The 13,742-nt window shown below is 58.0% G+C and carries 12 protein-coding genes and 1 riboswitch; of the genes, 5 read left to right on the top strand and 7 right to left on the bottom strand.

Annotated elements, in window-relative coordinates:
- Nucleotides 1-24 precede the first annotated feature (24 nt).
- Nucleotides 25-447 carry a DUF1249 family protein gene (locus CWR52_RS15960; RefSeq protein ID WP_003862516.1) on the bottom strand — a complete coding sequence of 141 codons (423 nt, stop codon included), beginning with the start codon at nucleotides 445-447 and terminating at the stop codon, nucleotides 25-27.
- The gene (gene nudF, locus CWR52_RS15955) at nucleotides 444-1,076 is read right to left on the bottom strand and encodes an ADP-ribose diphosphatase (RefSeq protein WP_024906492.1); all 633 of its coding nucleotides are present in this window, start codon (nucleotides 1,074-1,076) and stop codon (nucleotides 444-446) included. Before nudF ends, CWR52_RS15960 begins: the two co-directional genes overlap by 4 nt.
- A gap of 204 nt (nucleotides 1,077-1,280) precedes the next feature.
- Here nudF and tolC point away from each other — a divergent pair, with 204 nt between their 5' ends.
- The 3 genes from tolC (at nucleotide 1,281) to CWR52_RS15940 (ending at nucleotide 4,785) form a co-directional block, all read left to right on the top strand.
- Nucleotides 1,281-2,759 carry an outer membrane channel protein TolC gene (tolC, locus tag CWR52_RS15950; RefSeq protein ID WP_104950097.1) on the top strand — a complete coding sequence of 493 codons (1,479 nt, stop codon included), beginning with the start codon at nucleotides 1,281-1,283 and terminating at the stop codon, nucleotides 2,757-2,759.
- 194 nt (nucleotides 2,760-2,953) lie between these two features.
- Complete coding sequence (locus CWR52_RS15945; protein WP_048028997.1) at nucleotides 2,954-3,622, top strand: DUF1190 family protein; 669 nt, start codon at nucleotides 2,954-2,956, stop codon at nucleotides 3,620-3,622.
- Nucleotides 3,623-3,624: 2 nt separating this feature from the next.
- Complete coding sequence (locus CWR52_RS15940; protein ID WP_104950096.1) at nucleotides 3,625-4,785, top strand: glutathionylspermidine synthase family protein; 1,161 nt, start codon at nucleotides 3,625-3,627, stop codon at nucleotides 4,783-4,785.
- Between the two features lie 79 nt (nucleotides 4,786-4,864).
- Here CWR52_RS15940 and ygiD read toward each other — a convergent pair whose 3' ends face one another.
- Nucleotides 4,865-5,653, bottom strand: a complete 789-nt coding sequence (gene ygiD / locus CWR52_RS15935) for a 4,5-DOPA dioxygenase extradiol (RefSeq protein WP_104950095.1) — start codon at nucleotides 5,651-5,653, stop codon at nucleotides 4,865-4,867.
- A gap of 196 nt (nucleotides 5,654-5,849) precedes the next feature.
- Here ygiD and zupT point away from each other — a divergent pair, with 196 nt between their 5' ends.
- Nucleotides 5,850-6,623: a zinc transporter ZupT gene (gene zupT / locus CWR52_RS15930; RefSeq protein ID WP_024906487.1), complete on the top strand. Its 774-nt coding sequence runs from the start codon at nucleotides 5,850-5,852 to the stop codon at nucleotides 6,621-6,623.
- A gap of 31 nt (nucleotides 6,624-6,654) precedes the next feature.
- On the opposite strand, the gene ribB is transcribed toward zupT, so the two are convergent.
- The gene (ribB, locus tag CWR52_RS15925; protein ID WP_028017147.1) at nucleotides 6,655-7,308 is read right to left on the bottom strand and encodes a 3,4-dihydroxy-2-butanone-4-phosphate synthase; all 654 of its coding nucleotides are present in this window, start codon (nucleotides 7,306-7,308) and stop codon (nucleotides 6,655-6,657) included.
- Nucleotides 7,309-7,414: 106 nt separating this feature from the next.
- A riboswitch (FMN riboswitch) is annotated at nucleotides 7,415-7,565 on the bottom strand.
- 119 nt (nucleotides 7,566-7,684) lie between these two features.
- Here ribB and ubiK point away from each other — a divergent pair.
- Nucleotides 7,685-7,981, top strand: a complete 297-nt coding sequence (ubiK, locus tag CWR52_RS15920; RefSeq protein ID WP_014071796.1) for a ubiquinone biosynthesis accessory factor UbiK — start codon at nucleotides 7,685-7,687, stop codon at nucleotides 7,979-7,981.
- Between the two features lie 68 nt (nucleotides 7,982-8,049).
- On the opposite strand, the gene hldE is transcribed toward ubiK, so the two are convergent.
- From hldE to CWR52_RS15905, 3 genes are read right to left on the bottom strand one after another with little or no spacing between them, the layout of a single operon-like run.
- Nucleotides 8,050-9,480 (bottom strand): bifunctional D-glycero-beta-D-manno-heptose-7-phosphate kinase/D-glycero-beta-D-manno-heptose 1-phosphate adenylyltransferase HldE, encoded by a 1,431-nt coding sequence (gene hldE, locus CWR52_RS15915; RefSeq protein ID WP_104950093.1) that lies wholly within the window; start codon nucleotides 9,478-9,480, stop codon nucleotides 8,050-8,052.
- A gap of 40 nt (nucleotides 9,481-9,520) precedes the next feature.
- The gene (gene glnE / locus CWR52_RS15910) at nucleotides 9,521-12,376 is read right to left on the bottom strand and encodes a bifunctional [glutamate--ammonia ligase]-adenylyl-L-tyrosine phosphorylase/[glutamate--ammonia-ligase] adenylyltransferase (protein ID WP_104950092.1); all 2,856 of its coding nucleotides are present in this window, start codon (nucleotides 12,374-12,376) and stop codon (nucleotides 9,521-9,523) included.
- 21 nt (nucleotides 12,377-12,397) lie between these two features.
- Nucleotides 12,398-13,699: an inorganic triphosphatase gene (locus CWR52_RS15905; protein ID WP_104950091.1), complete on the bottom strand. Its 1,302-nt coding sequence runs from the start codon at nucleotides 13,697-13,699 to the stop codon at nucleotides 12,398-12,400.
- Between the last annotated feature and the right edge of the window lie 43 nt (nucleotides 13,700-13,742).

Genomic DNA, 13,742 nt, shown 5'->3' with positions numbered 1-13,742 from the left:
GTGTCCTTAGGTAGGTTTATGACGCTAACAAACCGGAATCGCCATTGCTCCATGTGCTAAACAATATCTTAGCCAGTCGGCTAAAAACTGGTTAATTTGATGCTTTTCGTCGCGTTGATGCAACTTTTTATTCGGGTAATCATACCGCGCCTTGAAGCGAAAGATCTGCTGGCTCGAACACACTTCAGCGACCATCGCGTCGTGATAGAGGCGTACCGTCATCGACGGCAGGCTCCAGTAGCTAATGCTGGGAGCCGTTTGCTCAATCTCCACCAGCGTAGTGTAGCGCGTTGATTCTGTTATCGTTAATCGATACTGCGCGTTGCTCACCTGATAGCTTACCGTTTCGCCGGGTGCGTCGTTTCTCGGCAGCAGGCGGCGCAATTGTGCGAAATTGGTTTCGCACAGGCGCATCATTTCTGGGAAGTCAGGCGTATAGCGCTTCATTTTTTCCACTCGTTTCGTAATGTCTGATAATGCAGCTGCAGCCATTGCAGGGCGATGACAGACGCTGCGTTGTCGATTTTCCCCTCTTCTACCCACTGGTAAGCCTGTTCCCGGCTTACCACATGAACCCGAATATCTTCGTTTTCATCAGCCAGACCGTGAATGCCTTCTGCGGTCGTGGCGTCCACTTCGCCCACCATTATGGATAAGCGTTCGCTGGTGCCTCCCGGGCTTGCCAGATAGCTCAGCACCGGTTTTGTGCGGCCGACCACCAGCCCTGCCTCTTCCAGCGCCTCGCGCCGGGCGACGTCCTCAACCGACTCGCCTTCCTCGATCATCCCGGCCACCATCTCCAGCAGCCACGGGCTCTCACTGACGTCATAAGCGGCGATGCGGATCTGCTCCACCAGCACAACTTCGTCACGCACTGGGTCAAAGGGTAGCAAGACTGCCGCATGCCCGCGCTCAAAAATTTCGCGTCTGATTTCGCCGCTCATTTCCCCGTTAAACAGGCGATGCCTGAAACGGTAAAGATCCATTGAAAAAAAACCGCTATAAAGCGTTTCTCGTGCAATAATTTCTACATCGTTTTTGGCGAAAGTCACGGGCAACTTATCTGGTTTTTGCATGAGTCGAGTCCTGGTAGCAATGGTGATGAAATTGTGAATTTCAAGGCTGTTTGGCTGCCGTTTGTAAGGCTATATGGTAGATTGGTGCAAATTACCGCCAGATGGCACGTAACGCCAACCTTTTGGTGTGGATGATTCTGTTAGAATCGGCAATTATTTTTTAATTAGATCAGCGCTAATACTGCTTCACAACAAGGAATGCAAATGAAGAAATTGCTCCCCATCCTTATCGGCCTGAGCCTGACGGGCTTCAGTGCAATGAGCCAGGCGGAAAACCTGTTACAGGTCTATCAGCAGGCACGTCTGGGCAACCCTGATTTACGTAAATCAGCGGCCGATCGTGATGCTGCGTTTGAAAAGATTAACGAAGCGCGTAGCCCGCTGCTGCCACAGTTAGGTTTAGGTGCAGATTATACCTACAGCAACGGTTTCCGCGACGCTAACGGCGTTAACTCCAATGCTACCAGCGCCTCACTGCAATTGACACAAACGCTGTTTGATATGTCCAAATGGCGCGCCCTGACCTTGCAGGAAAAGACTGCGGGTATCCAGGATGTGACCTATCAGACCGACCAGCAAACGCTGATTCTGAACACGGCCACGGCGTACTTCAACGTGCTGAGCGCCATTGACGCGCTCTCCTACACCGAAGCACAGAAACAGGCCATTTACCGTCAGTTAGATCAAACCACCCAGCGCTTCAATGTAGGCCTGGTGGCGATCACCGACGTGCAGAACGCCCGTTCACAGTACGACACCGTGCTGGCCAACGAAGTGACCGCGCGTAATAACCTCGACAACGCGCTGGAATCCCTGCGTCAGGTGACCGGGAACTACTATCCTGAGCTGGCCTCCCTGAACGTCGACAGCTTCAAAACGGATAAGCCGCAGGCCGTTAACGCCCTGCTGAAAGAGGCGGAAAACCGCAACCTGACATTGCTGCAGGCGCGTCTGAGCCAGGACCTGGCCCGCGAGCAAATTCGTCAGGCGCAGGACGGCCATCTGCCAACCCTGAGCCTGAGCGCCTCTACCGGCGTTTCTGACACCACCTACAGTGGCTCTAAAACCAATTCTGCCCAGTATGACGACAGCAATATGGGCCAGAACAAGGTGGGCCTGAGCTTCTCCCTGCCGCTGTATCAGGGCGGTCAGGTCAACTCCCAGGTGAAACAGGCGCAGTACAATTTTGTTGGCGCGAGCGAGCAGCTGGAAAGCGCCCACCGCAACGTGGTGCAGACCGTACGTTCATCCTTCAACAACGTGAACGCCTCAATCAGTAGCATCAACGCCTACAAACAGGCCGTTGTGTCGGCACAGAGCTCCCTGGACGCGATGGAAGCCGGTTACTCGGTTGGTACACGTACTATCGTTGACGTGCTCGACGCGACCACCACGCTGTACAACGCGAAACAACAGCTCTCCAGCGCGCGTTATCAGTACCTGATTAACCAGCTGAACATTAAGCAGGCTCTGGGTACGCTGAACGAGCAAGACCTGCAGATGCTGAACAGCGCACTGGGCAAGCCGGTCTCTACCTCTCCTGACAGCGTTGCACCTGAGAACCCGGATCAGGTTGCCGCGGTTGATAACTTCAACGCTAACGGCTCTACCCCTGCTGCACAGCCTGCTGCCGAGCGCACCACCGCGCCTGCCAGTAAGAGCAATAATCCGTTCCGTAACTAAGCATTGCCCGATGGCGCTTCGCTTATCGGGCCTACTGAATCGTAGGCCGGGTAAGCGCAGCGCCACCCGGCGCAAAATCACATCCGAACGTAAGCCAACGTAAAGATCCCCCTGATTCCGCCCCTCTTCGCTTCATTTTCAACCACTCATCCTCTATCCTGAGCGTTATTACCACTGGGTCCTGGAAGACAAATATGAAACGGACAAAAACGATCAATCACGCGTCGTTCCGCAAGAGCTGGAACGCACGTCACCTCACCCCTGTTGCGCTGGCGGTTACCGCTGTCTTTATGCTGGCAGGCTGTGAAAAAAACGATGAAACGGTTTCGCTGTATCAAAACGCGGACGACTGCTCAGCCGCCACCGGTAAAGCGGCCGAATGTAAAACGGCCTACACCAGCGCGCTGAAAGAAGCGGAACGCACCGCGCCGAAATATGCCTCACGCGAAGACTGCGTAGCGGAGTTTGGCGAGGGTCAATGCCAGCAGGCACCGGCTCAGGCCGGCACTGCGCCAGAAAATCAGGCGCAGGCGCAGTCCAGCGGCAGCTTCTGGATGCCGCTGATGGCCGGTTACATGATGGGTCGTCTGATGGGCGGCGGTGCAGGCTACCAGCAGCAGCCGCTGTTTAGCTCGAAAAACCCGGCCAGCCCGGCTTACGGTCAATATACCGATGCCAGCGGTAAAGGCTACGGCGCAGCGACGCCTGGCCGCACCGTGACGGTACCGAAAACGGCAATGGCGCCGAAGCCTGCGACGACCAGCACCATCACCCGCGGCGGGTTTGGTGAATCGGTGGCGAAGCAGACCAGCATGCAGCGCAGTGCGACAGGCACCTCCTCTACTCGCTCAATGGGCGGCTGATCATGGAACGAGTCAGTATCACCGAACGCCCGGACTGGCGCGAAAAAGCCACCGAGTACGGTTTTAACTTCCATACCATGTACGGCGAGCCGTACTGGTGTGAAGACGCTTACTACAAGCTCACCCTGGCCCAGGTTGAGAAGCTGGAAGAGGTAACAGCCGAGCTGCACCAGATGTGCCTCAAGGTGGTGGAAAAAGTCATCGACAGCGACGAGCTGATGGCCAAGTTCCGCATTCCAAAGCACACCTGGAGCTTTGTCCGCCAGTCGTGGAAAACGAATCAGCCTTCGCTTTACTCTCGCCTGGATCTGGCGTGGGACGGCAAAGGTGAACCGAAGCTGCTGGAAAACAACGCCGATACCCCAACGTCCCTGTACGAAGCGGCGTTTTTCCAGTGGATCTGGCTGGAAGACCAGATGAACGCCGGAAACCTGCCGGAAGGCAGCGACCAGTTCAACAGCCTGCAGGAGAAGTTGATCGAGCGCTTTGCCGAGCTGCGCGAGCAGTTTGGCTTCAACCTTCTGCATCTCGCCTGCTGCCGCGACACGGAAGAAGATCGTGGCACGGTTCAGTATCTGCAGGACTGCGCCGCCGAAGCGGAAGTGGCGACCGAGTTCCTCTATATCGAGGATATCGGCCTGGGTGAAAAAGGTCAGTTTACGGACATGCAGGATCAGGTCATCAGCAACCTGTTCAAGCTCTACCCGTGGGAGTACATGCTGCGCGAGATGTTCTCCACCAAGCTGGAAGACGCGGGCGTGCGCTGGCTGGAACCGGCCTGGAAGAGCATTATCTCCAACAAGGCCCTGCTGCCGATGCTATGGGAGATGTTCCCGAATCACCCGAACCTGCTGCCTGCGTACTTTGCGGAAGATAATTACCCGCAGATGGAGAAATACGTCGTTAAGCCGATCTTCTCCCGCGAAGGCGCGAACGTGTCGATTATCGAAAACGGTAAGACGCTGGAAGCGGTTGAAGGGCCGTACGGCGAAGAAGGGATGATCGTCCAGGCGTTCTATCAACTGCCGAAGTTTGGCGACAGCTATACGCTGATTGGCAGCTGGCTCATCAACGATCTGCCAGCCGGAATTGGCATTCGCGAAGATCGCGCACTGATCACGCAGGATCTGTCGCGGTTCTATCCGCATATTTTTGTGGAGTAAGATCTGCCGGGTGGCGGCTTCGCCTGACCCGGCCTACGGTTTTGTAGGCCCGGTAAGCGTAGCGCCACCCGGCATGTTTTCACCCTACCTGCACCGACAGCATACTCAGGCTTCCCATCTCAATCCCGTCAACCGGGATCGTAACCGGCTCCTGGCCATCCCACGCTCCAAGCACGTACAGCAGCGGCAGGAAATGCTCCGGCGTCGGGTTAGAGAGCGAACCGCCCTCGTGCTCCAGATAGTTAACCAACGGATGTGCCTCAGCCGGCCCCTGCCAGGTCAGATTCGCTTTAACGTAGTCGTTAAAAGCGGTCGCCCACGGGTAAGGCGTATTCTCACCGTGCCAGCGCGCCGTGCGCAGGTTGTGCACCACGTTGCCGCTTGCCACCAGCATAATGCCTTCATCACGAAGCGTCGCCAGCTTGCGCCCCATCTCCAGATGCCAGGCGGCCGGTTTGGTGCTGTCGATGCTCAGCTGCACCATCGGGATATCTGCATCAGGATACATTTTAATCAGCACGCCCCACGAGCCGTGGTCAAAACCCCAGGCTTCTTTATCCAGCGCAACCGGAACAGGCGCCAGCAGTTCCACCAGCCTTTGTGCCAGCTCAGGCGAGCCGGGGGCTGGATAATGCGTGTCATACAGCGCCTGCGGGAAGCCGCCAAAATCATGAATGGTTTTTGGCGCTTCCATGGCAGTCACGCCCGTTCCACGGGTGAACCAGTGCGCGGATACCACCACAATCGCTTTTGGACGCGGCAGCGTCTCGCCCAGGCTACGCCATGCGCGGGTATAGACGTTGTCTTCCAGAACGTTCATTGGGCTGCCGTGGCCTAAAAACAGGGCTGGCATACGGGAAGAAGTCATGATGATATCCTTACAGAAGGTGTCAATTTAATGGTGCTACATTACGCGCAATCCGGCAAAGATGAACGCAGATAAGCGTGAAGATCATCATCAGGAAATTTGAATGTAAGGAATGTGTAAAGCCGGGGTTGGCCCCTCGCTTTGCCAGAAATGAATCATTTATATTAATGAGAATCATTATCATAAGGAGCAATCCATGTCAGTCCCCTTGATCCTGACCATACTGGCGGGCGCCGCGACGTTCATCGGCGCGATCCTCGGCGTGCTTGGTCAAAAGCCATCAAACCGCGTGCTGGCCTTCTCGCTGGGCTTTGCTGCCGGGATCATGCTGCTCATATCCCTGATGGAGATGCTACCTGCCGCACTGGGCACAGAAGGTATGTCTCCGCTGCTGGGCTACGGCATGTTTGTCTTTGGCCTGCTGGGATACTTTGCCCTCGACCGTATGCTACCGCACGCGCATCCGCAGGATTTAATGCAGAAAAACGTGACGCCTATGCCGCGCAATATCAAGCGTACAGCCGTGCTATTAACGCTTGGTATCAGTCTGCATAATTTCCCGGAAGGGGTCGCCACCTACGTGACGGCCAGCAGCAATCTGGAAATGGGCTTTGGCATCGCGCTGGCGGTCGCCTTACACAATATTCCTGAAGGACTCGCGGTGGCCGGTCCGGTCTATGCCGCCACGGGCTCGAAACGCACCGCGGTGTTCTGGGCGGGTATTTCCGGGATGGCCGAAATCCTTGGCGGCGTGCTGGCCTGGCTGATCCTTGGTAGCCTGGTCTCTCCGGTAGTGATGGCGGCGATTATGGCAGCGGTAGCCGGGATCATGGTTGCACTTTCGGTGGATGAGCTGATGCCGCTGGCGAAGGAGATAGATCCTAACAACAACCCCAGCTATGGCGTGCTGTGCGGAATGTCGGTGATGGGATTAAGCCTGGTTCTGCTGCAGACCGCAGGAATCGGGTAAAAAACGCCGGGATATCCCGGCGTTTTTATTATCAGCTGGCTTTGCGCTCGTGCGCCTGGCGGTACTCGACCAGATCTTCAATCGTGACCACCGGCATGTTGTGCAGACGCGCAAAGGTGATGCACTCCGGCGCGCGCGCCATGGTGCCGTCATCGTTGGTCAGTTCGCACAGCACGCCCGCAGGTTTGAAGCCTGCCAGCGTTACCAGGTCGATGGTCGCTTCGGTGTGGCCGCCGCGGGTCAGCACGCCACCCGCCTGCGCGCGCAGTGGGAAGACGTGGCCTGGACGATGCAGATCGGAGGGCTTCGCATCATCAGCAATCGCGGCACGTACGGTGGTCAGACGGTCAGCCGCAGACACACCGGTGGTCACGCCATGCGCCGCTTCAATGGTCACGGTAAATCCGGTACCAAACGCGCTGGTGTTGTTTTCGACCATCATCGGCAGCTCGAGCTGCTTACGACGATCTTCGGTAATACACAGGCATACGATGCCGCTGCCGTGACGGATGGTCAGCGCCATCTGCTCAACGGTCATGTTTTCGGCGGCGAAAATCATGTCGCCTTCGTTTTCACGGTTTTCATCGTCAAGCACCATCACACCGCGGCCTTCGCGCAGTGCATCCAGTGCATGTTCAACACGTTGAGTTGAAGTGCCAAAAGAGGAAAGTAGCGTCTGATTCATGGTAAAAAAACCTCATTAACATTATGGTTACCAGAATCAGGGCAGTCTTAGGAGCGCCGTATAAGCGGCAAAAAGATAACGTGAGCGGGCCCATGCCCGACTGGATCGTTACTCTCTCCCATCCGGACTCTAACCGTCGGCCCCGGAATTACACCGGATCTGCTGACCTTTGAGAATTCACCCAAAGCGCTCGCGGGCTTTCAGCGTTAAGCTGATTTACCGCCGGTGGGGAATTTCGCCCCGCCCTGAGAATAAGCGAGATAACTATAACGCTATTGATTATCCTGGGCAATGCATAAGCATCAAACAATTTTGTTTACCCCGGGCATGACGCGCTACAATGGACACTAACACCTTTTCATCAAGGGAAACGACAATGATTGACCCGAAGAAAATTGAGCAGATCGCGCGTCAGGTTCATGAATCTATGCCAAAAGGCATTCGTGAATTTGGTGATGACGTTGAGAAAAAAATCCGCCAGACGCTGCAGGCGCAGTTGGTTCGCCTTGATTTAGTCAGCCGCGAAGAGTTTGACGTGCAGACCCAGGTTCTGCTGCGCACCCGCGAGAAACTGGCGCTGCTGGAACAGCGTCTGACCGAGCTGGAAAACCGCAATGCGCCGGAAGAAGTGAAGCCAGCGCCAGCCATTCCGCCGGTGGATGACCAGGAGTAAGTGCGGCCTGATGCCCTCACCCACAGGGAGAGGGTGAAAAAATAAACGGGCCAGCTGGCCCGTTTTTTTTACTGACTGTCTTTCTGGATCTTCTTGATGATGTTGGTGGTGGAACACCCGTCCTCAAAGTTGAGCACCATCACCTCGCCGCCGTTGGCCCAGACCTCTTCGCTGCCCGCGATTTGCTCCGGCTTGTAATCCCCGCCTTTTACCAGCAGATCCGGCAGAATACCGGCAATCAGGCGCTGCGGTGTGTCTTCTTCAAACGACACCACCCAGTCCACGGCTTCCAGCGCGCCGAGCACGATCATCCGCTGCTCAAGCGGGTTCACCGGACGCGTTTCACCCTTCAGGCGTTTCGTCGACGCATCGCTGTTCACCGCCACAATCAGGCGATCGCCCAGCTTGCGCGCATTCGCCAGATAGGAGACGTGGCCCGCGTGCAGGATGTCAAACACACCGTTGGTCATCACCACTTTCTCACCGCGTTTGCGCGCGGCGGCGACGGCCACCTTCAGCTCGTTTTCGGTCATGACGCCAAAACCGGTGTCCGCACGCCCGCGCACCGCGTTTTCCAGCTCGATAGGGGAAACGGTGGAGGTACCGAGCTTACCAACGACCACACCCGCCGCGGCGTTAGCGAAGTAGCACGCCTCTTCCAGGGAGTTTCCTGCGGCCAGCGTCGCCGCCAGCACGCCGATCACCGTATCACCGGCACCGGTCACGTCGTACACTTCCTGCGCCTGGGTTGGCATATGCAGCGGCGCCTTGCCCGGCTGCAGCAGCGTCATCCCCTGCTCAGAGCGGGTCACCAGCAGCGCGGACAGCTCGAAATCAGCAATGATCTTCATGCCGCGCTCAACCAGCTCTTCCTCGGTTTTGCACTTGCCCGCCACCGCTTCAAACTCGGAGAGGTTTGGCGTCAGCAGCGTCGCACCGCGATAGCGCTCAAAATCGGTGCCTTTCGGGTCGATCAGCACCGGGACGTTGGCTTTACGCGCCAGCTGGATCATCGTCTGGACGCTGGCCAGCGCGCCTTTGGCGTAGTCGGACAGCACCAGCGCGCCGATATTACCCAGCGCCTGATTGATACGCTCGTGCAGCGGCTCAGGATCAACGCCCTCGAAACCTTCTTCAAAGTCGAGGCGGATCAGCTGCTGGTTGCGTGACAGCACGCGCAGCTTGGTGATGGTTGGGTGGGTCGGAACCGAAACGAAGTCGCACTTCACGTTCACGTCCGCCAGCGACTTGCTCAGCGCGCGCGCCGCATCGTCGATGCCGGTCAGGCCAACCAGACGCGAGTGCGCGCCCAGAGAGGCTATGTTCATCGCCACGTTTGCCGCGCCGCCGGGACGCTCTTCAATGGTGTCGACCTTAACCACCGGTACCGGTGCTTCCGGAGAGATGCGGCTGGTCGGTCCATACCAGTAGCGATCCAGCATCACATCCCCAACAACCATTACTCCAGCACGTTCAAACTCTGGCAGTGTTACTTTCATTCCTGACTCCAGAAAGATTCACAATTTGCGCGCGATAATATCACACTTGATTTGTTACGCACGGTTCCACCAGCCACTTCTGCCAGCTGGCCGTTACCTGAGCGCGTTCTGCGACAAAACAGTCCAGCGCCACGTGCCCCGGTTCCTCCTGCAGCGCCAGGTGGTGAAGCTCGTCGCGCAGCGTCGTGTAGGCGCGGGTTAAGGCCTGCGCCTCCTGCTCGTCCATGATGTCGTTTTGCGCCAGCAGTTCCAGAATGCGCACGTTATCGGACCAGCGGGTCAGCTTTGGCTTGCCGTGCGCGTGGAGCAGCACCAGATACTGTGTAATGAACTCAATATCGGTAATCCCGCCCTCGTCGGCTTTAATATCAAAACGATCGCGGTGTTTATTACCCAGGTGCGCGCGCATTTTCTCGCGCATCTCGCGCACTTCGGTCTGCAGCGTACTGCCCTCGCGCGGGGTGGTCATGACATCCTTACGAATGGCATCGAACTGCGTTTTGAGCTGCGGATCGCCATACACCACGCGGGCGCGCACCAGCGCCTGATGCTCCCACGTCCAGGCTTCATTCTTCTGGTAATCGGCGAAGGATTCCGTTGAGGTCACCAGCATGCCCGCCGCGCCGGACGGACGCAGGCGCGCATCGACTTCATACAAAATGCCCGACGAGGTGCGGGTGCTGAACAGGTGCATGATGCGCTGCGCCAGGCGCAGGTAGAACTGACGCCCGTCAATCTCGCGCTCGCCGTCGGTCATCACGTCAACGGGGCAGTCGTGCAGGAAGATTAAATCCAGATCGGAACTGTATCCCAGCTCCCAGCCGCCGAGCTTGCCGTAACCCACCACGGCAAAGCCTCGCCCCTCACGGTCAGCAAGGTGCTTCGGCTGGCCGTAGCGGGCCACCATCTGCACCCACGCCTGCTGCACTACCGCGTCGATGATCGCCTCTGCCAGCCAGGTTAAGTGATCGCTCACTTTCATCACCGGCAGCGTTCCGGCGATGTCCGCCGCCGCCACGCGCAGCATCTGAGCCTGCTTAAACTGGCGCAGCGCCTCCAGCTGCTGCTCTTCGTCCTCTTCCGGCACGCGCAGCAGATACTGACGCAGCTCGTCACGGTAGGCATCCGTCGCCGTGGGTTGATACAGGGTATTCGGGTCGAGCAGTTCATCCAGCAGCAGCGGATAGCGCGCCAGCTTGTTGGCCACCATCGGGGAGGCGGCGCAGAGCGTAATCAGGTGCTTGAGTGCCCCCGGAAACTCGCTCAAAAGTTCAAGGTACGTCGTGCGCGTGATGATCCCGCTCAGCAGCGGCATCATGCGCGACAGCGGCACCGGCGCATCCGCTCGCGAGCAGACCTCGCTCAGCAGGTGCGGCATCAGGTGATCCAGCACCTGTCGACCGCGCGGGCCGATGGCGCGCTTGTTCAGCTCAAGACGGAAATCGGCAATCAGCGCCACCACGCGATGGCGCGCCTCGTCGGTTAAATGCGTCAGCACCGGCGTGGTGTCATCTTCCTGAAGCGCGTCCTGCCACAGCTCGCGCCAGTGCTCGGAAAGCGCATCGTCCTGCGACTCACTTTCGTCATCACCAATCAGGTCGTTAAAGATGCGGCGCACGCCTGCCATATGGGCATCGAGCCGTTCGGTCAGCGTTGACCAGTCGTCCACGCGCATCCCCCAGGCCAGACGCGCCCGGTTAAGGTCATCCCCCGGCAGGGTCTGGGTCTGTTCGTCGTTGATGCTTTGCAGCAGGTTTTCCAGACGGCGCAGGAACAGATAGGCCTCGCGCAGGGTTTGCGCGTCGCCGTCCGGCAGCAGGTGAAGCTGTTCGATGGCGCTCAGCGTCGGCAGCAGCGAGCGGGATTGTAGCGACGGCTCGCGCCCGCCGCGAATCAGCTGGAAGACCTGGACGATAAATTCGATTTCGCGAATGCCGCCCGCGCCAAGCTTGATGTTGTCCTTCAGCCCGCGACGGCGAACCTCACGGGCAATCATCCCTTTCATATTGCGCAGGGACTGGATGACGCTGAAGTCGATATAGCGACGGAACACGAACGGGCGCAGCATGGCGCGCAGCTCGTTAGCGTAGGCGTCGTCGCTGTCGCCCATGATCCGCGCTTTGACCATCGCATAACGCTCCCAGTCGCGCCCCTGCTCCTGGTAGTAGTCCTCCAGCGCGGCAAAGCTCAACACCAGCGGCCCGCTATCGCCGAACGGACGCAGGCGCATGTCCACGCGGTAGACAAAGCCGTCCTGCGTAGGCTGATCCAGCGCCTTAATCAGACGCTGACCGAGACGGGTAAAGAACTGGGCGTTGTCCAGCTCGCGACGGCCGCCGCGCGTGGAGCCGTTCTCAGGCCAGGCGAAAATCAGGTCGATATCGGAGGAAAAGTTCAGCTCGCAACCGCCCAGCTTGCCCATTCCCAGAATCAACAGCGGCTGAGGAACCCCTTCCTCGCTGCACGGCGTGCCCCACTCTTTACAGCAGGCGGCGTAGAGCCAGTCGCGCGCGGCGACAATCAACGTCTGTGCCAGCTCGCTTAACTGCTGCAGCGTACTCTCTTCACTCACCAGCTCCAGCGCCTGCGCCCAGGCAATGCGCACCATCACACGACGGCGGAACTGACGCAGGACGCGAATCAGCGTCGCCTCATCCGCGACGTCTTCAAGCGCGGCCTGCAGCCAGCCGGCATAGTGCCGCCACTCGTCCGCCTGCGGCGGTGCGTTCTCAAGCTCCGCCAGCCAGTCCGGGTAGACGGTGATGCTTTCCTGCACAAAATCACTGAAGACGAGCACGCTTTTCGCCTGCTCGCTTAACGATGACGCCAGTAATGACTCAGGCAGACGTTCGCAAACGGTCTGCCACTGCTGCTGTAACGGTGAAGAGAGCGGCATTCTAGGGGTTCCTTGCCAGAGTTAACGTTTTCCGCTGTGCAGCCAGTACGGCTCCTGCGAAATGGCCTCATTACGGAAATGCTCAATTTCAATATGCTGACGGGTTTCGATGGCATGCTTCAGCCCCTGCCAGTTTTCCAGCCACGCCTGCGCCTGTGGCCCGTCGTAGGCACCGGAAAGGAGCAGCATGCTGTCGATGTTGCGCGAAAGACGGGGAAGCTGATCGCCATACTTATCGCCGAGCGGATACGCAAAGGTGCTCTTCAGTTCAGCGGCATGACGGGAAAGATGAATGTCCGCGAAACGCTTAAAGTTTTCCGCGATTTTGGCCTCGGCTTTCGCATCCAGGAAGGCGCGCCAGCCGCGCGTGACCAGAAACTCGGTCAGCGCCAGTTTTGCCGAAGCGGCTTGCGGGCTGTAAATCGCCGTTTGCGCCGAGACGTCCGAGAGCATCAGCGTTTCGGTTTGCGTCAGCAGATCACGTAAGTGAGCGCTCGCTTTGCGAGGAACGATACCGCCGAACAGCGCCAGGGTATGGCGCACCAGGGCAATCGCCGCGAGCACGTGGGATTTGGCGTTTTTCACATTTCGCACCCACAGCTCTTCGTGGTACTGCCACTGCGAAAGCGCCAGCTCCAGCGCGGCTTCCAGCCCCTGCTCAACGCTGGCTTTCGGCACAACGCGCAAAATGGTCGTCTCTTTCAGGACGCGCGGCGCATTTCCGGCCGCCAGATGGTAACCCCGCGCGGCTTTACTCAGGCTTCCCTGACGCAGTCCGGACTGGCTCACCAGCCTGCGCGCCAGCTTCAGCACGTCATTCGCGTCCCCTTCCAGCAGTTCAAGCTCCAGTTCACAAATGGGTTCCTGGAACTCCCCCGCCTTCACCTCACCGAGATCGAGAGCGATTTCGATGCGGCTTTTACCTTCCGTCACCAGCCATTTCTCGCGCCAGAAATCGGTGCTGAACAGCGGCTGCACCTGTTCTGCCAGCGTGGCAGGCAGCTCGCCTTCCGGCCAGACGTCCGTCGGGAAGCGTTCGAGCTCAAGTTCTGGCTGACTGATGTCGATATTGTATTCCGGACGCTGATGTAACCCGCCGACCACGCGGCCGGCAATTTTCATCGTCATCTCGTAGCGCCCGCTCGCGCCACGGATGCGCAGCCCCATATCGTGGCGGCGCAGCCAGTTGTCCGGCGTTTCGTAATAGATATTAAGCAGTTGTACCGGTGCATGGTGTTCGCCGGAGAGCGTATGCAGATCCTGGCGGAGTGCGTCAACGCTGTCTTTTTCGACGATAAATTTTAATTCGATTTCCTGAGCCATAGCCTTGTACTTTTGCGGGCGTCACAGACGCGTCAATGAGGGC

The organism is Enterobacter sp. SGAir0187, from assembly GCF_002952735.2.
Classification (GTDB): Bacteria; Pseudomonadota; Gammaproteobacteria; order Enterobacterales; family Enterobacteriaceae; genus Enterobacter; species Enterobacter quasiroggenkampii.
The sequence above is the reverse complement of the archived record's forward strand: the minus strand, read 5'-3'. Positions and strand labels throughout refer to the sequence as shown.